The sequence below is a fragment of the Streptomyces taklimakanensis genome (assembly GCF_009709575.1).
Taxonomy (GTDB): Bacteria; Actinomycetota; Actinomycetes; order Streptomycetales; family Streptomycetaceae; genus Streptomyces; species Streptomyces taklimakanensis.
The window spans coordinates 3834794-3855526 of the sequence record NZ_WIXO01000001.1 but is presented as its reverse complement, the minus strand read 5'-3'; the positions used below and the strand labels follow the sequence as shown (position 1 = coordinate 3855526).

Annotated in this window: 20 protein-coding genes; 3 read left to right on the top strand and 17 right to left on the bottom strand. The window is 71.7% G+C overall.

Annotated elements, in window-relative coordinates:
* Window positions 1-19 precede the first annotated feature (19 nt).
* Complete coding sequence (locus F0L17_RS17155) at window positions 20-1735, bottom strand: fumarate hydratase (RefSeq protein WP_238419400.1); 1716 nt, start codon at window positions 1733-1735, stop codon at window positions 20-22.
* Between the two features lie 164 nt (window positions 1736-1899).
* Between F0L17_RS17155 and F0L17_RS17150 the strand changes: the two genes are divergently transcribed.
* Window positions 1900-2580 (top strand): DUF1707 SHOCT-like domain-containing protein, encoded by a 681-nt coding sequence (locus F0L17_RS17150; protein ID WP_155073764.1) that lies wholly within the window; start codon window positions 1900-1902, stop codon window positions 2578-2580.
* Window positions 2581-2716: 136 nt separating this feature from the next.
* On the opposite strand, the gene F0L17_RS17145 is transcribed toward F0L17_RS17150, so the two are convergent.
* The 9 genes from F0L17_RS17145 to F0L17_RS17105 form a co-directional block, all read right to left on the bottom strand.
* Window positions 2717-5185, bottom strand: coding sequence for an ABC transporter permease (locus tag F0L17_RS17145; protein ID WP_155071765.1), 2469 nt, complete (start codon window positions 5183-5185; stop codon window positions 2717-2719).
* Window positions 5182-5868: an ABC transporter ATP-binding protein gene (locus F0L17_RS17140; protein ID WP_155071764.1), complete on the bottom strand. Its 687-nt coding sequence runs from the start codon at window positions 5866-5868 to the stop codon at window positions 5182-5184. Before F0L17_RS17140 ends, F0L17_RS17145 begins: the two co-directional genes overlap by 4 nt.
* Window positions 5865-6389, bottom strand: coding sequence for a PadR family transcriptional regulator (locus F0L17_RS17135; RefSeq protein WP_155071763.1), 525 nt, complete (start codon window positions 6387-6389; stop codon window positions 5865-5867). Before F0L17_RS17135 ends, F0L17_RS17140 begins: the two co-directional genes overlap by 4 nt.
* 151 nt (window positions 6390-6540) lie before the next feature.
* Window positions 6541-6855: a type II toxin-antitoxin system antitoxin gene (locus F0L17_RS17130; protein ID WP_420802426.1), complete on the bottom strand. Its 315-nt coding sequence runs from the start codon at window positions 6853-6855 to the stop codon at window positions 6541-6543.
* The gene (locus tag F0L17_RS17125; RefSeq protein WP_155071762.1) at window positions 6852-7796 is read right to left on the bottom strand and encodes an SPFH domain-containing protein; all 945 of its coding nucleotides are present in this window, start codon (window positions 7794-7796) and stop codon (window positions 6852-6854) included. The genes F0L17_RS17130 and F0L17_RS17125 overlap by 4 nt, the downstream gene beginning before the upstream one ends.
* 204 nt (window positions 7797-8000) lie before the next feature.
* Window positions 8001-9347 (bottom strand): AI-2E family transporter, encoded by a 1347-nt coding sequence (locus tag F0L17_RS17120; protein ID WP_155071761.1) that lies wholly within the window; start codon window positions 9345-9347, stop codon window positions 8001-8003.
* A 189-nt stretch (window positions 9348-9536) separates the two neighbouring features.
* A complete protein-coding gene (locus F0L17_RS17115; RefSeq protein WP_338018121.1) occupies window positions 9537-10232 on the bottom strand; it encodes an aggregation-promoting factor C-terminal-like domain-containing protein in 696 nt (231 codons plus the stop codon).
* A gap of 385 nt (window positions 10233-10617) precedes the next feature.
* Window positions 10618-11952: a PhoH family protein gene (locus F0L17_RS17110; protein ID WP_162466311.1), complete on the bottom strand. Its 1335-nt coding sequence runs from the start codon at window positions 11950-11952 to the stop codon at window positions 10618-10620.
* A 328-nt stretch (window positions 11953-12280) separates the two neighbouring features.
* Complete coding sequence (locus tag F0L17_RS17105) at window positions 12281-13078, bottom strand: isoprenyl transferase (RefSeq protein WP_155071760.1); 798 nt, start codon at window positions 13076-13078, stop codon at window positions 12281-12283.
* Window positions 13079-13397: 319 nt separating this feature from the next.
* Between F0L17_RS17105 and mgrA the strand changes: the two genes are divergently transcribed.
* Window positions 13398-14441, top strand: coding sequence for an L-glyceraldehyde 3-phosphate reductase (gene mgrA, locus F0L17_RS17100; RefSeq protein ID WP_155071759.1), 1044 nt, complete (start codon window positions 13398-13400; stop codon window positions 14439-14441).
* Window positions 14442-14648: 207 nt separating this feature from the next.
* Here mgrA and F0L17_RS17095 read toward each other — a convergent pair whose 3' ends face one another.
* Window positions 14649-15416, bottom strand: coding sequence for a prepilin peptidase (locus tag F0L17_RS17095; protein WP_338018120.1), 768 nt, complete (start codon window positions 15414-15416; stop codon window positions 14649-14651).
* Between the two features lie 110 nt (window positions 15417-15526).
* On the opposite strand from F0L17_RS17095, the gene F0L17_RS17090 reads away from it, so the two are divergent.
* The gene (locus F0L17_RS17090) at window positions 15527-15880 is read left to right on the top strand and encodes a DUF192 domain-containing protein (RefSeq protein ID WP_155071758.1); all 354 of its coding nucleotides are present in this window, start codon (window positions 15527-15529) and stop codon (window positions 15878-15880) included.
* Between the two features lie 53 nt (window positions 15881-15933).
* On the opposite strand, the gene F0L17_RS17085 is transcribed toward F0L17_RS17090, so the two are convergent.
* The 6 genes from F0L17_RS17085 to F0L17_RS17060 all read right to left on the bottom strand — a co-directional run bounded on the left by F0L17_RS17085 (window position 15934) and on the right by F0L17_RS17060 (window position 20726).
* Window positions 15934-16578 carry an OmpA family protein gene (locus F0L17_RS17085; RefSeq protein WP_155071757.1) on the bottom strand — a complete coding sequence of 215 codons (645 nt, stop codon included), beginning with the start codon at window positions 16576-16578 and terminating at the stop codon, window positions 15934-15936.
* Window positions 16579-16591: 13 nt separating this feature from the next.
* Window positions 16592-17191 (bottom strand): hypothetical protein, encoded by a 600-nt coding sequence (locus tag F0L17_RS17080; RefSeq protein ID WP_155071756.1) that lies wholly within the window; start codon window positions 17189-17191, stop codon window positions 16592-16594.
* Window positions 17192-17220: 29 nt separating this feature from the next.
* A complete protein-coding gene (locus F0L17_RS17075) occupies window positions 17221-17886 on the bottom strand; it encodes a pilus assembly protein TadG-related protein (protein ID WP_162466310.1) in 666 nt (221 codons plus the stop codon).
* Window positions 17883-18116 (bottom strand): hypothetical protein, encoded by a 234-nt coding sequence (locus F0L17_RS17070; RefSeq protein WP_162466309.1) that lies wholly within the window; start codon window positions 18114-18116, stop codon window positions 17883-17885. The genes F0L17_RS17075 and F0L17_RS17070 overlap by 4 nt, the downstream gene beginning before the upstream one ends.
* 753 nt (window positions 18117-18869) lie before the next feature.
* Window positions 18870-19757, bottom strand: coding sequence for a DUF5936 domain-containing protein (locus F0L17_RS17065; protein ID WP_155071754.1), 888 nt, complete (start codon window positions 19755-19757; stop codon window positions 18870-18872).
* 30 nt (window positions 19758-19787) lie between these two features.
* Complete coding sequence (locus F0L17_RS17060) at window positions 19788-20726, bottom strand: type II secretion system F family protein (RefSeq protein ID WP_155071753.1); 939 nt, start codon at window positions 20724-20726, stop codon at window positions 19788-19790.
* Window positions 20727-20733 lie beyond the last annotated feature (7 nt).

Here is a 20733-nt window from a genome sequence, read left to right as displayed (position 1 = left end):
AATCTACCGGTTTCGTCCGTCAGCTCCCGGGGCGGACCGGGATGGAGGTGACGAACGGCTGGGCCGGGCCGGGGTCGGTGAAGAAGTCGTTGCCCTTGTCGTCGACGACGATGAAGGCGGGGAAGTCCTCCACCTCGATCCGCCAGACCGCCTCCATGCCCAGCTCCTCGTACTCCAGGACCTCCACCTTCCTGATGCAGTCCTGGGCCAGCCGGGCGGCCGGTCCGCCGATCGAGCCGAGGTAGAAGCCGCCGTGCCGGGCGCAGGCCTCGGTGACCTGCTTGCTGCGGTTGCCCTTGGCCAGCATGACGAAGGAGCCGCCGGCCGCCTGGAACTGCTCGACGTAGGCGTCCATGCGGCCCGCGGTCGTCGGGCCGAAGGAGCCCGACGCGTAGCCCTCGGGGGTCTTGGCCGGACCCGCGTAGTAGACGGCGTGGTCGCGCAGGTACCGCGGCATCTCCTCACCGGCGTCCAGCCGCTCCTTGATCTTGGCGTGGGCGATGTCGCGGGCGACGACCAGCGGGCCGGTCAGGGACAGACGGGTCTTGACCGGGTACTTGGACAGCTCGGCGCGGATCTCGTCCATCGGCCGGTTGAGGTCGACGCGCACCACCTCGGAGTCGAGGTCGGCGTCGGTGGTGTCGGGCAGGAAGCGTGCCGGGTCCTTCTCCAACCGCTCCAGGAAGACGCCCTCGGAAGTGATCTTCGCCAGGGCCTGGCGGTCGGCGGAGCAGGAGACGGCGATGGCCACCGGGCAGGAGGCGCCGTGGCGGGGCAGCCGGACGACGCGCACGTCGTGGCAGAAGTACTTGCCGCCGAACTGGGCGCCGATGCCGAGCTTCTGGGTCAGCTCGAAGACCTTCTCCTCCAGCTCCGTGTCGCGGAAGCCGTGGCCGGTCGGGGAGCCGGAGGTGGGCAGGGAGTCCAGGTAGTGCGCGGAGGCGTACTTGGCGGTCTTGAGCGCGTACTCGGCCGAGGTGCCGCCCACGACGATCGCCAGGTGGTACGGGGGGCAGGCCGCCGTGCCCAGCGAACGGATCTTCTCCTCCAGGAAGCGCATCATGGCCGCCTCGTTCAGGACGGCCTTGGTCTCCTGGTAGAGGAAGGACTTGTTGGCGCTGCCGCCGCCCTTGGCCATGAAGAGGAACTTGTAGGCGTCGCCGTCGGTGGCGTACAGCTCGATCTGGGCCGGGAGGTTGGTGCCGGTGTTCCGCTCCTCCCACATGGTCAGCGGGGCCATCTGGGAGTAGCGCAGGTTGAGCCTGGTGTAGGCGTCGTGGATGCCGTGGGAGAGGGCCTCCTCGTCGCCTCCGGACGTCAGCACGTTCTGACCGCGCTTGCCCATCACGATCGCGGTGCCGGTGTCCTGGCACATCGGCAGGACACCGGCGGCGGCGATGTTGGCGTTCTTCAGCAGGTCCAGCGCGACGAAGCGGTCGTTGGGGGACGCCTCGGGGTCGTCCAGGATGCGGCGGAGCTGGGCCAGGTGGGCGGGGCGCAGGTAGTGGGAGATGTCGTGCATCGCCTCGGCCGCGAGCGTGCGCAGCGCCTCCGGCTCCACCTTCAGGAAGGTGCGCCCACCGGCCTCGAACGTGCTGACGCCCTCCGAGGTGACCAGGCGGTACGGCGTCTCGTCGGCGCCGAGGGGGAGCAGATCCGTGTAGGCGAACACCGGGGCGGCGGGGGCGGCGGGGCCGGAGGCGACCGGGGTGTTCGGGTGGGGGTCGGCAGGCATGGACGTCTCTTCCTCTCGTTTGCGGCGCATCACAGGGTATGGCCCCGCGTGTCGGGCCCGGATGTGAGGTGCGGCTCGGCCGGTGGCTCCGGCCCGCGCCCCCGCTGCCCCTGTTCGCGATGTATCGCGTTCGCTAGGGTGGGTGTGTGAACGACGACACCTCCCTGCGCAAGCAGCCCGCCGAAGAACCCGCGGAGTCCGCGGCGTCCTCCCTCGCGGGTCCCGTCGCCGAGGCCGACGTGCGCGCCTCGGACGCCGACCGCGACCGGGTCGCGGAGATCCTCCGTGAGGCGCTCGCGGAAGGGCGGTTGGACACCGACGAGCACACCGAGCGGATCGACGCGGTCTACCGGGCCCGGACGATCGGCGAACTGCGCCCGCTCGTCCGGGACCTGCCACCGGCGCGGCGGGCGCCGGGGGAGGTCTTCCCGCGTCCCGCCCCGGCGTCGCGGTCCGCCGCTCCGCACTCCTCGCCGGGCGCGGCCGGGGAGAACCTGGTGGCGATCTTCAGCGGCGCCACGCGCCGGGGCCGCTGGCGGGTGGGCGGCAGGCTCAACGCCTTCGCGCTCTTCGGCGGCGTGGAGATCGACCTGAGCGAGGCCCTCTTCGAGCAGCGGGAGGTCGTCGTCAACGCCACCGCGATATTCGGCGGCGTGGAGATCAGGGTTCCGGAGAACGTCACCCTGCGCGGCTCGGGCACCGGGATCATGGGCGGCTACGACGTGACGTCCGTGGAGTCGGACGATCCGGAGGCACCGGTGGTCGTGGTGCGCGGCGCGGCGGTCTTCGGGGGCGTCGAGGCCAAGCCCCGGAAGGGCCGGCGCCTCAAGGACCTGCGGGGCTGACGGCCCCCTTCCGCCGCCCGGCGGCGCGGCTCCGCGCGACGGCCCCGCCCGCACACGACGCCGTCCGTACGACCCTTCCCGCTCGGGTCGTACGGACGGCGTGCGGCGGGCTCCCGCCCGGTGCCGGCCCGGGCGGTCACTCCGTGCGCAGGCCGTCCGGGCGCATCATCCGCCACAGCGGCGGCAGGCTGAGGAGCGTCACCAGGGCGATCACGGCCGCGCCGGTGCCCGTCGTGGCGGCCAGCCCCGTCCAGTCGATCGAGAACGGCTCGGAGGTCATCGCCAACAGGACCGCGCCCAGGCCGACCCCGCCGGCCACCGCCAGCACCAGCCCCAGCACCACGGGCACCGCCGTCTGCCACAGCACCGACCAGGCCAGGGTGGAGCGGCGGGTGCCGAAGGCGACCAGCACCGACAGCAGCCTCCTGCGCTCGCGCAGTTGCTCCAGGGTGGAGACGACCATGCTGGCGCCGATCAGCATCAGCACTCCGGCGGCGCCCGCGTACAGGGCACGCTGGATGAGCACGAACTCCCGGGCCCGGTTCTCGCCCTGCAACTCCAGCACGCTGGTGCCGGGGGAGCCGGTCTCCGCGGCGTTGCGGACGTACTCCTCCACGTCGGGCACCGAGCGGTCGACGCGCACCATCACCTCGGCGCGCGCGTCCGTCAGGCGGGAGACGTCGAGCGCCCCGGGGGTGGCCAGGACGCCGTCGACCACCATCCCCGTGGGGCTGGTCCTGCCCTCGATCTCGCGGGCGTCGGCGGGGACCGTCCACGGGTCGGGCTCGCCCGTCTGCACCGGCTCCTCCGCTCCCCGCACGTACACCGGAGGGTTCAGGTTCAGCCGTGTGCCCGGACGGGCTCCGGTGTCCTCCTGCTCGTACGGGGAGGGCACCACGAAGGCGTCCCCGTCCTCGCAGTCGCCGACCCGGGCCAGCTCGGCCAGGGTGGCGCAGTCGGCCACGGTGACGGACGTGTAGCTCTCGTCCTCCGCCCCCTCGGCGTACTCCGGGACGTAGTCGTTCGTCACGCCCAGCGTCCCGCGCACCCCCCGGACCTCGCCGATCCGCCGGGTCAGCTCGCGGGCTCCCTCGCCGTCGCCGGTCTCCGCCGTGATCACCATCTGGGCGCGGGTGGGGTCCTGGCCGGTGTCCTCGGTGTACGACTCGCCGGCCGAGCCGAAGAGCATCTGGACGGCGATGGCCCCGGCGACGGCGATGGTGATGCCGCCGACCGCCCGGGCCGCCGGCCCGCTGTCGAGTTGAAGGCGACGGACGGCGAGCTGGAGGGGGAGCGACCCGCCCCGCAGCCGTCCGACGGTCCACTCGATCAACCAGGGCAGCACGGCGGTGGTGCCGACCAGCAGCAGCACGATGCCCGTGGTGATCTGGTAGGTCTCGATCGAGTTCTGGCCGCTGTCGATCCCGCCGAAGGACGGGGCCAGCAGCAGCAACCCGACGGCCGGCAGCAGCAGTCGCCACCACAGCCGGCGCCGGCGGACCCCGGAGCCGCGCACCACGCCCAGCGGCTCGATGGCGACCCCGCGCAGCGCCAGCAGGGTGACGACCACGGCGGAGGTGGGCACGGCCAGGACGATCAACGCGGTCAGCAGGGCGCTGGGCCGTACGTCGGACGGGAAGACGCTGAGGTCGAAGAGCGTGATCTCGCCGATCGCCTCGCGGCTCGGGAGGAACAGCGCGGCGCCCACGGCCAGCCCGAGCAGGGCCCCGACGAGGGACTCCCCGGCGGCGATGCGCCGCACCATCCGGTTGTCGGAGCCCACCAGCCGCAGCGCGGCGAGTCGGCGGTCGCGGCGTTCGCCGCCGAAGCGCACCGCGGTGGCGACGAACACCCCGACCGGGAGCAGCAGCACCACGCAGGTGACGACCACCAGCAGCAGCAGCACCGCGTCCAGGGGCTCCCGTTCCCCGACCTTGTCGAATCCGTCGATGCGGTAGGAGAAGCCGTCGTCCTCCGACATCCGGTCGGAGCCCGCCAGATAGGTGAGCTCGGCCGGGCCGAGCAGCCCCTCGTCGCCGATGGTGCCGACGATCCGCTGGGGCAGCCGCTCCCGGAGGAGTTCCCCCTCGGGGGAGGTGAGCAGCTCCCTCAGCGCCGGTGAGACGAGCATCTCGTCGGGACCGGGCGCCTTCTCCACTCCCGGGGGCAGCGGCGGGTGGTCGCCGTCGGGCCGGATGTACCGGCCGCGAATGTCCTCGCCGCGGAACTCGGTGCCGGAGTGCCCGTACAGGGCGGTGTGGTCGGAGGGTTCCAACGGCTCGGAGGCGCCGTAGTTCTCCCGGGCGTCGGCGCGGGCGTCGCGGGAGGCGATCATGTTGGGCACGGAGGCCGCGATCATCAGCACGGTCACGCCGAGGCCGACGCCGATCGCGGTGAGCACGGTGCGGGCCCAGCCCTCGCGGCCCCCGCTGAGCGCGAAGCGGGCGCCCATGGCCAGGTCGGCCGCCCAACGGGTCACTCCCGTCGGGCCGGTGGAGGGGGTGGACGGTGCGCGCGGGGTGTCGTCGGTGGCCGCGGTGGTGGACGCGGTGGCCGCGGTGGTGGAGGCCGCGTCCTCGGACGCCTTGGAGGCCGGCGCCCTCATGCGGCGCCCGCCAGGTCCCGCACCCGGCCGTCGCGGACGACGATCTCGCGGTCGGAGTAGGCCGCGACGCGGGCCTCGTGGGTGACCAGCACCACGGCGGCGTGGGTGTCCCGGGCGGCGTCGGTGAGCAGTTGCATCACCCGCTCGCCGTTGAGGGAGTCCAGCGCTCCGGTGGGCTCGTCGGCGAAGACCACGCGCGGTCCGCCGACCAGGGCGCGGGCGACGGCGACGCGCTGCCCCTGACCGCCCGACACCTGGCCGGGGCGGTTGTGGCGCACGTCGTCGACCTCCAGCCGCTCCAGCCAGCCGGCGGCCCGGCGCTCGGCCTCCCTGCGCCCCGTGCCGGTCAGGCGCAGCGGCAGGGCGACGTTCTCCACACAGGTCAGTTCGGGCACCAGTTGGCCGAACTGGAAGATGAAGCCGAACTCCGAGCGGCGCAGCGCGCTGCGCTCGGCGTCGGACATCGCCGACAGTTCACGGCCCCGGTAGTGGACGGTGCCGGAGTCGGGGCGGACGATGCCGGCCAGGCAGTGCAGCAGGGTGGACTTGCCGGACCCGGAGGGGCCCATCACGGCGACGACCTCGCCGGGGTGGACGGAGAAGTCCGCGCCGTCCAGGGCGGGGGTGGGCCCGTAGGACTTGCGTAGTTCCCGGGCGGCGAGCAGGGGTTCGGTGGTGGTCATCGGCGTACCTCCCGGGCGAGTCGGTCGAGGCGCGCGGCCGTCAGTTCCAGCCAGCGCAGGTCGGCTTCGAGGTGGAAGAGGGCGTGGTCGCAGATGAGCTGGTCGGTGAAGTCACCGCTCCTCTTGCGCTGGGTCAGTTCCCGCATCAGCCGCAGGTGCTCGGTGCGCTGGACGTCCAACAACTCGGCCGCGTCGCGTTCGGTCAGCAGCGCCAGGACGACCTTGGTGTAGAGGGTGGACTGCAGGTACGGCTCGGGCTTCTCGGGCCGGCCGAGCCAGTCGGCGACATCGGTTATCCCGGCGTCGGTGATGGCGTAGCGCTTGCGTTCGGGACCCTCGCCGGGCTCGACTCCCTCGACCTCCACCAGACCGTTCTTCAACAGTCTCGACATGGTCGAGTAGACCTGCCCGTAGTGCAGTGGGCGGTCGTGGCCGAAGCGCTCGTCGAAGGCGCGCTTGAGGTCGTATCCGTGGCGGGGTCCGGTCTCCAGGAGTCCCAGCAGGGTATGGCCGATGGACATGGCGACGACTGTACACCACGCGTATACACGCCATGTATACACACCGTGGATATCGCCATGTTCCCAGCTCGGAGAGGATGCCCGAGGCTCGGCCACACCAGGGCCCCGCCCCTCCGGGTCGCGAGGAACCGGGAGGGGAAGGGCTCCGCGCTCACTCCTGCGGACCGCCGGCCGGACCGTCCCGCCCCTCGGGCCGCGGGCGCGGCGGGCGACCCCGACGAGGGTGGGGCCGGGCGTCGCGCGGCATGCGGCCGGCCTCGGCGAGGGCCCTGCGCAGCAGGTAGTCGATCTGGGCGTTGGTGCTGCGCAGCTCGTCCGCCGCCCACCGGGCGAGCGCGTCGTGGACGGCCGGGTCCAGCCGGAGCAGCACCTGTTTGCGCCCGCGCCCGCGCGGTCGCTCCGCCCCCGGCCCCGGCTCCCCGTCCCCGCCGGACGGGGGCTCCTTCGCCCCTGCCCCCTCGGTCACTGGTAGAGCGACCCCGTGTTGAGGACCGGTTGGGGCGAACGGTCGCCGCAGAGCACCACCAGCAGGTTGCCGACCATCGTGGCCTTGCGCTCCTCGTCCAGCTCGACGAAGTCCTGCGCGGCGATCCGGGCCACCGCGTCCTCGACCATGCCGCAGGCGCCCTCCACGATCGTCCGGCGCGCCGCGACCACCGCGCCCGCCTGCTGGCGTTGGAGCATCGCGGCGGCGATCTCGGGGGCGTACGCCAGGTGCGTGAAGCGCGACTCGATGATCCGCACGCCGGCCGCCCGCACCCGCGCGGTCAGCTCGGCGGCGAGCTTCTCGGTGATCTCCTCGGCGTTGCCGCGCAACGACAGGTCGTGCTCGTCGTGGGCGTCGTAGGGGTACTCGATGGCGATGTGCCGCACGGCGGCCTCGGTCTGCGTGGAGACGAACTCCAGGAAGTCGTCCACCTCGAAGACGGCCTGGGCGGTGTCCTCGACCTGCCAGACGACGACCGCCGCCAACTCGACCGGATTGCCGTAGGCGTCGTTGACCTTGAGCACGGCCGTCTCGTGGTTGCGGACCCGGGTGGAGACCTTCTTGCGGGTCGTCAGGGGGTTGACCCACCGCAGACCGTCCTCGCGGACCGTCCCGGTGTAGCGGCCGAAGAGCTGGACGACCCGGGCCTCGCCCGGCGCGACCATGTTGAGTCCGGCCATCGCGAAGACCGAGCCGATCACCAGGAGCACTCCGAGCACGATCAGGACCGCCCCCACACCGCCCGATCCCCCGGAGGCGAGCCCGGCCCCGCCGATGGCGCTCCCGGCGCCGACCAGCAGACCGGCCAGACCGAGCAGCAGGGCGAGCACGCCGGGGACGGAGTGGGCGGGCTTCTCCGAGACGCGTGGCCTGGGCATCGCGGGAAGCTCCCGGGCGGCGGGTGTGGTGTCGTCGGACATGGCGGTCCCCCGTTTCCTCGTCGATCTTCTATCAAAGTGATAGCACTTTATCGCGACGGTCCTCGCCGCGCCATCCCCGCCCGGCCGGGCCCGGCGGCCGCCGGAAAGGCCTCGGGGCCCCGCCGGGCGGCGAGGCCCCGAGATCGGGATCCGGAAGCGGGACCCGGGAGCGACGAGGAGCGGCGGACGCCCACCGCCCCGGCCCTACGGACGGCTTCCGGGCCCCCCGTTCCCCGGGGTCGGACGCTCCTGCCCGGACGGCCCCGACCCGGTCGCCGGCACGGCGGTGGCGCCGGGAGGCTTGACCCCGCCGTGCAGCGCGTTCTCCCTCGCGTACGCCTTCAGGTAGGAGACCACGGTGTTGAGCACCGCCACCACCGGCACCGCCGTCACCGCGCCGGGGATGCCCGCCAGCAGGCTGCCGCCGGTCACCGCCAGCACCACGCCCAGCGGGTGCACCTGCACCAGTCGGCCGAGGATGAACGGCTGGAGCACATGCCCCTCCAACTGCTGCACGGCCAGGACGACCGCGAGGACGAGCAGGGCGGAGACCACGCCGTTGGCCACGAACGCGACGATGACCGCCAGCGTCCCGGAGGCGAAGGCGCCGACGATCGGGATGAAGGAGAACAGGAAGATGAACACGGCCAGCGGCACGGCCATCGGGACGTCCAGGAAGTAGATGCCGATGCCGATGAAGACCGCGTCGATGAGCGCCACGATCACCGTGCCGCGCACATAGCCGGTGAGCGTCAGCCAGGCCCTCGGCCCGGCACCCGCGATCGCGTCACGCGCCGTCAGGGGCACGAAGTTCAGCGTCCAGTTCCACACCCGCCGGCCGTCGTAGAGGAGGAAGATCGTCACGAACAGGGCCAGTACCGCGCCGGAGAGGAACTCCACCACCACCGTCACGCCCTGCAGGCCCGCGCTGGTGATCTCCTGACTGTTGCTGCCGATCCAGTCGTTCAGACCGTCGGCGATGTTGTTGATCTGCTCCTCGGTGACATGGAAGGGGCTGTTGAGGAGCCAGGTCTTCAACTCCTCGATGCCGTCCTGGACCTGCCTGGTGAGGTCGTCGAGGTTCTCCATCACCTGCCAGACGGCGAACCACCCCACCAGGCCCAGCATCGCCACACCGGTGACGAACGTGATCGTGGTGGCCAGACCGCGCCCTATCCCCAACCTCCTCAACCGGACGACCGTCGGCTGGAGCAGCGCGGTGAGCAACAGGCCGACGGTGAAGGCCAGGACGACCAGACTGATCGCGCTGATCACCTTGATGAGCACATAGACGACACCGGCCAGGATCAGCAGGCGCCAGCCCACCTCGGCGGCCACCCGGACCCCCCACGGCACCATGGTCGCGGGCGGGGGCGGGCCTCCGGTGCCTCCGGTGCCTCCGGCCGGGTCGGCCGGGGCCGGAGGCACCGGAGGCCCGGGCGGCACGGCCGGCCCGAGGTCGTCGATCTCCTCCGCGGCACGCGCCCGTCGCTCGGTCAACCGGGCGGCCGCACGCGACACACCTTCCCTCAGAATCCGAAGCCTCGACATGCCGCTTCCTTCGCCCCCCTGTGTCCTGTTTGCCGGCCGTGCCCAGTATGGCCGGCCCGGTCCGGTGCGGCGCGCACCACACCGGTCGTCCCATCGGGGGACGACGGTACCGGGGTAAAGGGTTGCTTCTTCGGCGGCACGCCAAACCCCCCACCCGCGGGGTGGGGGGTTCCCGGTCTCACCGGCGGCTCAGTACCAGTGGTTGGCCTGCCAGTACTCCCAGGCGCCGCAGGGGCTGCCGTACCTGTCGTTCATGTAGTTCAGGCCCCACTTGATCTGGGTGGCGGGGTTGGTCCGCCAGTCGGCTCCCACCGAGGACATCTTCGACGCGGGCAGGGCCTGGACGAGTCCGTACGCGCCCGAGGAGGGGTTCTCCGCCCGGTAGTTCCAACCGCTCTCACGCTCCACGATGTTGGAGAAGCACTGGAACTGACCGGCGCCCACGATCTGTTGGGCCATCGCCTTGACCTCGGCGACGGTGTAGGAGCTCTGCACCCCGAAGTCGGCGCGCTCGGCGGAACGGCTGGCGGCCTGCTGCCGGGCCTCGCGCTCCTTCGCCTCCTGAGCGGCCTTGGCGGCCTTCTCGGCCGCCTCCCTCTTGGCCTTGGCCTCCTCGGCGGCCTGCTTGCGAGCGGCCTCCTCGGCGGCCTTCTTCGCCGCGGCGTCCGCGGCGACGGCGGCGTTGTCCGCCTGCTGTGTGAGGGAAGCGGCCTGGGCCTGCTGGCCTTCTGGGATCTCCGCTAGAAGCGTCGCGTCGGCGGCAGTGGCCTCGACCGGTTCGGTCGTGCCCTGCTCACCTCCCGAGGCCACACCGACGACGGCACCGACGGTGGTGACCGCGGTGGCGGACGCCACTGCGAACCCCCGGACCGAGATCCGAGTCACACGGTTTCCTTCCACAATGCCCGCTCAGGTGACCCCGCGGGCGCAATCGTGCCCCTGACACGGGCCTCCCTCGCACTGGTCACGGGAGGCACTGGCCCGGTCGGCCCCTCCCGTCCGGAGGGTCCGCGTGGTACTTCGGGCGGCATACGGCGCGCTGCTGTTGACTTGTGGACCGCGCCGGTTGGTGCGGATGGTGCGGGTGTGCCGTATGCGGGGCCTGACAGGAACCACACCCTGCCGGAACCGGATCGACTGATGCAATTCCGTGACACGTGGGAAAGCTCACACCGCGTTTGGGGATTCGATCAAAAGGAAAAGGGCGCGCGAATGACCTCGCACGGCTAGGCTGCTGCGCTTCACCGCGCGAGGTCGTCCGTCAACCGGTTTAAATCCGGCCCTCCTCCAGCATTTCGGTCACCAGCGCCGCGATCGGCGACCGTTCGGAGCGGGTGAGGGTGATGTGCGCGAACAACGGGTGGCCCTTGAGCCTCTCCACCACCGCGGCCACTCCGTCGTACCGCCCCACCCGCAGGTTGTCGCGCTGGGCGACGTCGTGGGTGAGGACGACCCGCGAGTTCTGCCCGATCCTCGACAACACCGTCAGCAGGACGTTCCGCTCCAGCGACTGGGCCTCGTCGACGATCACGAAGGCGTCGTGCAGGGAGCGGCCGCGGATGTGGGTGAGCGGCAGCACCTCCAGCATGCCGCGGGCCACGACCTCCTCGATCACCTCACGCGTCGTCACCGCCGAGAGTGTGTCGAAGACCGCCTGTGCCCAGGGGTTCATCTTCTCGTCGGCGGTTCCCGGCAGATATCCCAGGTCCTGGCCGCCGACCGCGTACAGCGGCCGGAACACCATCACTTTGCGGTGCTGCCGCCGCTCCAGCACCGCCTCCAGCCCCGCGCACAGCGCCAGCGCCGACTTTCCGGTACCGGCCCGTCCGCCCATGGAGACGATCCCGACCTCCGGGTCCAGCAACAGGTCCAGGGCTATGCGCTGCTCGGCGCTGCGGCCGTGGATGCCGAACGCCTCGCGGTCCCCGCGCACGAGTCCGATCCGCCCCTCGGGCGTCACCCGCCCCAGCGCCCTGCCCCGTTCCGACTGGATCACGAGGCCGGTGTGCACCGGCAGCTTGGCGGCCTCGGGCACGTACACGCTCTCGGCGGCGAACAGCTCGTCCACGTCCTCGCCGGCCAGGGTCAGCTCGGTCATCCCCGTCCAGCCGGACCCGGTGACCGCCAGCTCGGCCCGGTACTCCTCGGCCAGCAGCCCGACGGACGACGCCTTGATGCGCAGCGGCAGGTCCTTGGAGACGACCGTGACGTCATGCCCCTCGGCCTGGAGGTTCCTGGCCACCGCCAGGATGCGGGAGTCGTTGTCGATCGGCCTGCCGTGGTCGCCGCGCATGGTGGAGGGCAGGACGGCGGGATCGGAGTGGTTGAGCTCGACCCTGAGCGTGCCGCCCAGCTCGCCGATCGGGATCGGCGCGTCCAGCCGTCCGTGCAGTACGCGGTACTCGTCCAACCGTCTCAGTGCCTGACGGGCGAAGTAGCCCAGCTCCGGATGGTGTCGCTTGGCCTCCAACTCCGTGACCACGACCACCGGGAGCACGACCTCGTGCTCGTCGAAGCGGGTCATGGCCGTCGGATCGGCGAGCAGGACGCTGGTGTCGATGACGTAGGTGCGCCGGTCGTCCCGACGTTTTGTACTGGTCACCACGGATGGACGTACCCCCTCGGAAGAGTTCGGGGTGCGACGGCGTCGCGGGGATGAGGCCGGTGCCCGGCCCTCCGCACGGGGCCGGGCACCGGCCCTCCGCGTCCTCCGTGCGGACCGCACGGTCGTCCGTGGTGTGCAAAGGGCCTCCCGGGGCCGCCTCCCGGTCCCGGGAGCCGACCTGGAGGGGGTATTCCCTTCCTGTGCCGTCACCATGCAACGGCATATGCCAACCGTGCGACGAACGGTCGGTGACCGGCGTGGAAAGGGAGCGCGGGCCGGCCCGGGAAGCCGCCGGAAACGGCGCCCGAGACGTCCGGACGCCGGTAGGTCAGGTGCCGTAGCGACGGTGCCGGGCCGCGTAGTCCCGCAACGCGCGCAGGAAGTCCACCTTCCGGAACGCCGGCCAGAACACGTCGCAGAAGTGGTACTCGGAGTGGGCGCTCTGCCAGAGCATGAACCCCGACAGCCGCTGCTCCCCGCTGGTGCGGATCACCAGGTCGGGATCGGGCTGTCCCCGGGTGTACAGGTGCTCGGCGATGTCCTCGACCTCGAGCTCCTCCGCCAGGCGCTCCAGCGTCATGCCCCGCGCCGCCCGCTCGGCCAACAGGGAGCGCACCGCGTCCACGATCTCCTGCCGCCCGCCGTAGCCGACGGCGACGTTGACGAGTATCCCCGTGTTGCCCCGGGTGACCTCCTCGGCCTCCTTCAGCACCCGCTGGGTGTGGTCCGGCAACAGGTCCGGCGTGCCCACGTGGTGCACACGCCAGCGCCCGTCCGCGGCCAGGTCCCGCACGGCGTCCTCGATGATGCCCAGCAGCGGACGGAGCTCCTCCGGGGGGCGGTTGAGGTTGTCGGTGGACAGCAGCCACAGGGTGACGACCTCGACCTCCGTCTCGGCGCACCAGCCCAGCAGCTCGCGGATCTTCTCCGCCCCGGCCTGGTGCCCCTGCTCGGTGGTACCGCCGGAGGCCCGTGCCCAGCGACGGTTGCCGTCGAGGATGACGCCGATGTGCTTGGGCACCTGGTCGTGGTCCAGCCGGCCCTCCACCCGATGGGCGTAGAGCCTGTAGACCAGCCGGCGCAGCCACCGGGGATACCGGGTCCGTCCCCGGGAAGATTGCAGCATCGGTTTGTCAGCCCTCCATGCCGGCCCGAGCACCAGTTCTGTCCGGTCGGTCCCCGGTCACTCCCTCTCCCGGCTCCCGAGAACGCCTCCACCACCCGCCGACGGCGAGGCGGGACGACACGTCGCTGTGGAATGCGCGGGCCCCTTGTGGGCGCCGGACCCCGGACTCGGCCCGTGGGGCCCGGCTCGGGACAGGGGGGATCGTGGCCGGTGAAGACCCGGCCGGACAGGCCATAGGAACCTTACTGCGCATCCGTACGGACGCACGAACCGGGAACGTCACAGAACGGCGATAAAGAACGGTGCTATGCAGGAACCCATGAACGACGCACCCGCCTACCGCGCCGCCGAGACCCGCTACGACACCATGCGGTACCGCCGCACCGGCCGCAGTGGACTGAGGCTCCCGGAGATCTCGCTGGGCCTGTGGCACAACTTCGGCGGCGACCGACCGCTGGAGACCCAGCGCGCGATCCTGCGCCGCGCCTTCGACCTGGGCGTCACCCACTTCGACCTGGCCAACAACTACGGCCCGCCCCCCGGCTCCGCGGAGGAGAACTTCGGCCGGATCCTCGCCGAGGACTTCCGTCGGTACCGCGACGAGCTGGTCGTCTCCACCAAGGCGGGCTACCTCATGCACCCGGGGCCGTACGGCGAATGGGGCTCGCGCAAGTACCTGCTCTCCTCGCTGGACGCCTCGCTGCGCCGGATGGGTCTGGAGTACGTCGACGTCTTCTACTCGCACCGCTTCGACCCCGAGACCCCGCTGGAGGAGACGATGGGCGCCCTGGCGTCCGCCGTCCACCAGGGCAAGGCCCGGTACGTGGGCGTCTCCTCCTACAGCGCGCGCCGCACCCGCGAGGCGGCGCGGATCCTGCGCGGCATGGGGGTGCGGCCGCTGATCCACCAACCGTCCTACTCGATGATCAACCGGTGGATCGAGGACGACGGCCTGCTGGACACGTTGGAGGAGGAGGGCATGGGCTGCATCGCCTTCGCCCCACTGGCGCAGGGCCTGCTCACCGGCAAGTACCTGAACGGCGTCCCGGAGGACTCCCGCGCCGCCCGGGGCACCTCCCTGGACCCGGCTCTGCTCACGGAGGAGGTGGTGGGCCGGCTGCGCGGTCTGGCCGCCATCGCCGAGCGCCGCGGTCAGACCCTGGCACAACTCGCGCTGAGCTGGGTGTTGCGGGACCCGCGGATGACATCGGCGTTGATCGGCGCGAGCAGCGTGGCGCAGTTGGAGTCCAACGTGGCGGCGCTGCGGGCACCGGAGCCGACGCCGGAGGAGCTGGCCCTGATCGACACCCACGCCGTCACGACGCCCGGCGCGAACCTGTGGGCCCTCAGCAGCGAGAGTTGAGGCACCCCCGCCCGCTCCCGCGCCCGCCCGATCCCGCGCTCGGGCACTCCGACGGCCGGAAGGAGCAGGTGGGGGCCGTGGGAGAGGCCGTGGGAGGGGCCGCGTGAACGAAGCGGGCCGGTCCGTGGGGGGGGTACGGACCGGCCCGAGGGGGGGACTTCCACCATAGCCCCTGGGACGACCCGCGGCGCGCAACGACAGTCCGGTTCACCCGACCGCTCCTCCCAACAGCAGCCCCGCCAGGGCTCCCGCCGACATGAACGGCCCGAACGGGATGGCGTCCTTCCGGCCCGCCCTCCCCATCACGACCAGCGACATCCCGTACACCGCGCCCAGCACCAGGCCCACGAAGGAACCGACCAGGAGCGCTCCCCAGCCGTACCACCCAAGGGCGACCCCCAGCGGAAACGCCAGCTTGACGTCGCCGAGGCCCATGCCACGCGGGTTGACCAGGAACAGCACGGAGTAGAACCCGCCCAGCGCCGCCCCGCCCAGCAGCGCCCCGGTCCAGCTACCGCCCGCGCCGGGCAGCAACGCGGCGAGGCCGAGCAGGACGACACAGGCAGCGCTCAGCGGCAGCGTCACGACGTCCGGCAACCGGTGGACGGCACCGTCCACGACGGCCAGCAGCACCGCGAACGGCGCCGCCAGCAACCACACCCCCAGCTCCGGCCGCCCCCCGACGGCCGTGGCGAGCAGCGCGCACACCACCGCCGTGACCGTGGCCGACACCATGGCGCTCGGCCCGTACGCCCCGCCACCGCCCCCCGTTCCGCCCCGGTGCTCCGCGCACTCCCCACACCGGGCAAGACCCACCCATCCCGGCAGCGCGTGGCCGCCGGGGCACTCGGCGCGCCACGGCCCCCCGTACGGAACGGCCAACCGATAGGCGGCGCGGGGCACCAGCAGCCCGGCGGCGGCGCCGTAGGCGGCCGCGAGGGCGATCAGGACCAGGGCGGGCAGGGCGGAACGCACTCCGTGAGCGTACGGGCGTCGAACGCGCGGGGCACGGGCCCCGGTTCTGCTGTGGACAACCCGGTCCCGGGGCGTCTGGTAGAACGGCTTGTGGAGCCGGGAGGGATGCCATGGGCCGGTGGCGGGACGGCAGGGGAACACTGCACGTCGTGGGTGGCGCGTCCGGCGTCCCGCTGGAGATCGCCGCGTCCTCCCGTACCCGAACGCGAGGGCTGCTGGGGCGCGACGGCATCGACGGGGCGCTGCTGCTCACCCCCGCGAGCAGCGTGCACACCTTCCGGATGCGCTTCGCCATCGACGTCGCCCACCTGGATCGCGAGCTGAGGGTGCTGAGCGTGCGGACGATGCCGCCCGGCCGCCTGGGCGCCCCCCGACCGCGCGCCCGCCACGTCCTGGAGGCGGCGGCGGGCGCCATGGCCGGCTGGGGGCTGCGGCCGGGGGCGCGGGTCACGGTCGAGGTCTGACGGTCGAGGTCCGCTCGACGGGTGGGAAAACCGCCGACGGGGCCGGTGACCCGTCACCCGCCACGGGGGAAGGAGACCTCGACGCGACGGTTCTTCTTGCGCCCCTCCTCCGTGGAGTTGTCGGCGATCGGATAGTCCTCGCTGTAGCCGCGGATGTGGAAGGTGACGTCGGAGGAGAGCTTCTTCATCAACTGTCCGTGGACGGCCTCGGCACGCTCCTTGGAGAGCTTGGTGCCGTGCTCGTAGGAGCCGAGGTTGTCGGTGAAGCCGAAGACGTTGACCTCCGCGGCGCCCTGTTTGTCGATCTCCTCGGCGATGTCCTCGATGCGCGCGTACGCCTCGCCGTTCAACCGGGCGCTGTCCTTGTCGAAGAGGACCTCGGCCTGGAGCGTGAACTTGGTCTGAGTGTTGGAGTCCTCGCGCCTCTCGGCACCGCCCTGTTCCTCGACGATGGAGCGGATGTCGAGGACCTTGGGCTCCTTGAGGGTCGCCCCGTCCTTCATCATCAGCCCGGGCGCGTTCTGGTCCACCTCCACCGGTGGAGGCGGGGAGGGGATGAAGTCCGAGGGCGCGCTGGGGCCGGGATCGGCGTGTGCGGCGCCCGTCGCCGTCACCGTCAGGACGGAGACGGCCAGCAGAGCGCCGGCGCCCACGGCCACGGTACGGCGCGCGGTGGGGGTGCGCGGTCGGTCGATCATCTCTGCGCGCCCCTCACTTGTCGGTGATCCGGATGGTCGCGCTGCTCATGGTGGGAACCTGGAGGTCGACCTCGGTGGTGTCCGCGGGGGGCGCGGGGAACTGGGCGAAGAAGTCCGCCGTCTTACCGGCTCCCAGACCACCGGGGAACATCGTGCACAGGCAGTTGTTGTCGGTGTCCCGAAGAAGGTAGTAGCGCTTCTTCCCCTTCTTGTCGACGAGCGTCATGCCGGCGACGGAGGCACCCTTGCCGGTGAAATCCAGATCGCCTGCGGCCCAGTTACGGAACACATAGGTCTTGTCGCTGGTGTTCTCGATCTTCCCCTTGACCGTGAGGAAACCGCCCTGGTCCCGCACGGCGGAGTTCACAACGACATTCACTCCGTCGGCGCCGTTGATCGTCGCCAGGACTTCGGTGTTCTCCTCCGCACCGCCCTCGGAGTTGTCGCCGCCCCCTCTCTCCTCCCCGCCGTCACCGGTCGCCTGCGAGGAGGAAGTGGTCTCCGGTTCCTTGTCGTCTCCCCCGCCGCACGCAGTCAGGGTGAAGGCCAGCGTCGCCGCCGTCGCCACGGCGACGGCGCCTCGCGTCAGCGTCCCGATCTCGCGTGTGCCCATGAATCGCGCTTCCTCTGCTCGTCGTTCGCTCACCGGTCCGTCAGACGGACGGAGAACAGGTCTTCCGGATCGGGAAGGACGTCCCCGAGGCGATCGGGGTCGATCTCGATGGGATCGTCGATCCCGTCGCAGACCAGCTCGTGCTCCTTCTCCTCCTCCGCCTCCTCGTCGTCCTCCCGACCCTCTTCCCCACCCGTTCCGGGCTCGTCGGTCTCTCCCTCCGTCTCCCTGACACCGCAGAGGGGTTCGATGACGGCCGTCGCGGTGGCCCTGGCGTACCGGTTCTCCGTACCGGGGATCAGGGACTCCCCCACCGGCCTGGTGTTCTCGACCTCGACCCTGAAACCCGCCGGGAAGTGCACCGGATCGCAGCCGCCCCCCGTCAGTCTGGCGTCGTTCTTCCGCGCGAACTCCGCCGCTTCGTCGCAGGGGCTTCCGATGTCGCTCGGCAGGTCGCCCTCCAGCAGATCCTCCCAGGCGTCCGGGTCGAAGAGCGCCAGGAGGTCGTCCCGCAGACCGTCCCTGGCATCCTGGGCCGCGGCCAGCGCGGCGGCGTCCGCCGCCCCCTGGGCGTCGTTGCGGCTCGCCGAGGCCATCCCCACCGCGAAGAGCGCGAACGCGAGGAAGAGCAGGCCCGCCACCGCCGTCACGTAGAGGGGGAAGGCCTGCCCGGCATCGCGGTCCTCACGTGTCACCTGGAGGTGATGTTCTCGATCTGCTCGCTGATCTCCCCCGAGATCGTGTCGCCGAAGTTGGTGTTGAGCAGAACAATGATGATCGCCACGACCACCACGATGATGCCCATGTACTCGACCGCGGACTGGCCCTCGTCCGCGCGGCGTCGCACGGCCTCCACCGTGGTGTTCCGCCAACCGCGCAGACGGGCTTGGGTGTTGACGGCGGCCTTCAGCAGTTTGTCGCTCACGGTGTTCCCCTCCGGGTTCGGCCGGCCCTCCACCGGCCGACACATACGATTCTGTGTCTCTGATGCCTTCCCCGTCACCGGTCCTCGTGGATCCGGTCGCATCGGCGACATGAGAAACGTACGCGGGTTCACCCGACCCGTCCCAGGGACCGGGAGTTCGGGTCCGACGCACGGGCGCCCTGTCGGACACCCCTCGCGCGTCCGCGGACGGACCGCTCCCCGTCGCACCGTGGCCGGTGAGGCCGTGGTCGGCGCGGTTTCCGGTGGTCTTCTCGCTGGTGACGCGGGTGGGCGCGGCACGCCGGCCGGACGTGCCCGAGACGATGGGTTCCGTCACCTGCGCCTCCCTGCCACTCGTGCCGGACCGCCACGTCCGGCACCTTCGGAACCCTACCGACTGTGCCACAAAAAATTGCTGCTGCGAAGATGCCGGCGAATCCCGCGACACATTCGAGACCGGCTGTAATCCCTTGGGGATTCGGCTGGTTGGGTGTCGATGAGGGAAATGCCCGGTCCCCGCGTGTGCGGTTGCGTTCGGTTACGGCGAGACGCCCGGGAGGTCCGACGCGTACGCCGTCACAGGGCCGGGGAGCGCACCGACAGGCCGTCCGGGGGGGACATGGCCCCCACTCGCCACCGTTCCGCACACGGCCGGGATCGGTTGGCCGAAAACCGACCCCCAACGTCCTCGCCCGCCTCCCTCGCCCGCCGGCCCGGGGCCGGTCGCCGTGCGACCGGCCCCACTGCTCCCCGCTACTCCCCGGTGAAGGAGCCGAAGTCGGTCCCCGAGCCGAGCAGCAGCCCCGCGCCCATCAGGATGATCGTGGCGGGCACCATGAAGGTGGTGACGACCATGGTGGCCTTGGGGATCGCCTTGGCCGCCCTGCGCCGGGCGTTCTGCGCGTCGGCGCGCCGCATGTCGTTCGCGATGGAGATCAGGGTCTCGACGATCGGCGCGCCCAGCTCCTCCCCCTGCTGGAGGGTGGTGACGAACATCGCCACCTGCTCGGAGTCGTTGCGCCGGCGCAGCTCGTCGAAGGCCTGACGACGGCTGACGCCCATGTCCATCTGGCGCAGGGTGATGCGCAGTTCGTCGGCCCACGGACCCTCGTACCGTTCGGCCACCCGCTCCAGGGCCTGTCGGAAGCCGAGTCCGGCGCTGACGACGACCGCGAGGACGTCCAGGAAGTCCGGCAGGGTCCGCTCGATGTCCTCCTTGCGCCGGCGGACGGCGACCCACAGTCCCACCTCCGCCCAGAAGAGTCCGAAGGCGACCAGCAGCACGGCGGCGAGCGGCTGCCCGTCGGCCAGCATCACCAGCGCGCCGAAGAACCCCAGGAGGCCGTAGACGGCGCGGCGGGCGGCGTACCGGTCGATGGTGAGACCGCCGGGGTTGCCGGCCATGCTGATCCGGCGGCGCTTGCGGTCCACGCGCTCCGGCCCCATCAGCCGCAGCACCGTCGGGGCCCAGCGCATGCCGAGCCGGTCCACGGCCGATCCGACGGCTCCGGTGCGGGTGGAGCCGACCTCCAGGGCGATGGCGAGGTCGCCGGGGAGCCTGGTCTCGCTGCGGTACATGCGGACACCGGCGAAGATCCCGTACACGCTGAGCCCGAGGGCGAGCGCGAGCAGCAGTCCCATGTCCTGTCCTCCCTTCCCTCTCCCGTCGCCTCAGACGTCGATCCTGGAGATGCGGCGGATGGCGACGAATCCCAGGACGTACAGGGCCATCGAGACGACCACGGCGACCTGGCCGGCGAAGCTGCCGGTGACCCGGTCCAGGGCGCCGGGTTCGATGGTGTCGATCAGCAGCATGGAGCCCAGCCCGATGGCCGGGACGGTGTAGGCGGTGACGTTCACCTGGGAGAGCTGGGTGCGCACCTCGCGCCGGGTCTCCTTGCGCTCCTCCAGGGTGCGGGTGAGGTTCTGCAGGGAGCTGACGACCGCGCCGCCGGCCCGGTTGGCGAGCACCAGGGTGGTGACCAGGACGACCAGTTCGCGTGAGGGCAGGCGTTCGGCGAGTTCGTTGAGGGCGTCCTCGATGGAGTGGCCGACGGCGAGTTGGGCGGCGACCCTGCCGATCTCGTCGCCGGCGGGGGCGTCCATCTCCTCGGCCGCCATGCTCAGCGCGGTCCGCAGGGCGAGTCCGGCGCGGGTGGCGTTGGCCAGGACGCGGGAGAGTTCGGGCAGTTGGGCGATGAACGCCTCGATCCGCCGGTTGCGCTGCCAGGTGAGGAAGGCGTTGGCGCTCCAGAGGCCGACGAGCCCGGCGACCGGGCCGAAGAACGGGGCCAGGACGGAGGACGCCAGCAGCCACAGTCCGGCCACCGCCACCGCCATGTGGACGAGGAACTCGCCCGGGGTCAGGTCGAGTCCGGTGGCGGCGAGCTTCAGCTCGATCCTGCGGCCGGCCCCGGTCCTGCGCACCCTCCGGTCGATCCCGGCGAACCGGCGGCGGCGTCCGGCCGGCCCGGGTTGTCCACTGTGCGAGAGCCGGTCGACCAGTTCCCGGTGCTGCGCCCTTCCGGAGGAGTAGGCGTGGGTGCCCGCGACGGCGAGCACACCGGCGAGCAGGGTGGCGCCGATCGTCGGCAGCGCGAGATTGTCCATGTCGGGC

Bases quoted from the DNA above. Each gene is read 5' to 3' on its own strand.
- F0L17_RS17155 (WP_238419400.1), bottom strand. From the start codon at position 1,735: ATGCCTGCCGACCCCCACCCGAACACCCCGGTCGCCTCCGGCCCCGCC.
- F0L17_RS17145 (WP_155071765.1), bottom strand. From the start codon at position 5,185: ATGAGGGCGCCGGCCTCCAAGGCGTCCGAGGACGCGGCCTCCACCACC.
- F0L17_RS17140 (WP_155071764.1), bottom strand. From the start codon at position 5,868: ATGACCACCACCGAACCCCTGCTCGCCGCCCGGGAACTACGCAAGTCC.
- F0L17_RS17135 (WP_155071763.1), bottom strand. From the start codon at position 6,389: ATGTCCATCGGCCATACCCTGCTGGGACTCCTGGAGACCGGACCCCGC.
- F0L17_RS17125 (WP_155071762.1), bottom strand. From the start codon at position 7,796: ATGTCCGACGACACCACACCCGCCGCCCGGGAGCTTCCCGCGATGCCC.
- F0L17_RS17120 (WP_155071761.1), bottom strand. From the start codon at position 9,347: ATGTCGAGGCTTCGGATTCTGAGGGAAGGTGTGTCGCGTGCGGCCGCC.
- F0L17_RS17105 (WP_155071760.1), bottom strand. From the start codon at position 13,078: ATGCTGCAATCTTCCCGGGGACGGACCCGGTATCCCCGGTGGCTGCGC.
- mgrA (WP_155071759.1), top strand. From the start codon at position 13,398: ATGAACGACGCACCCGCCTACCGCGCCGCCGAGACCCGCTACGACACC.
- F0L17_RS17090 (WP_155071758.1), top strand. From the start codon at position 15,527: ATGGGCCGGTGGCGGGACGGCAGGGGAACACTGCACGTCGTGGGTGGC.
- F0L17_RS17085 (WP_155071757.1), bottom strand. From the start codon at position 16,578: ATGATCGACCGACCGCGCACCCCCACCGCGCGCCGTACCGTGGCCGTG.
- F0L17_RS17080 (WP_155071756.1), bottom strand. From the start codon at position 17,191: ATGGGCACACGCGAGATCGGGACGCTGACGCGAGGCGCCGTCGCCGTG.
- F0L17_RS17065 (WP_155071754.1), bottom strand. From the start codon at position 19,757: ATGGGACTGCTGCTCGCGCTCGCCCTCGGGCTCAGCGTGTACGGGATC.
- F0L17_RS17060 (WP_155071753.1), bottom strand. From the start codon at position 20,726: ATGGACAATCTCGCGCTGCCGACGATCGGCGCCACCCTGCTCGCCGGT.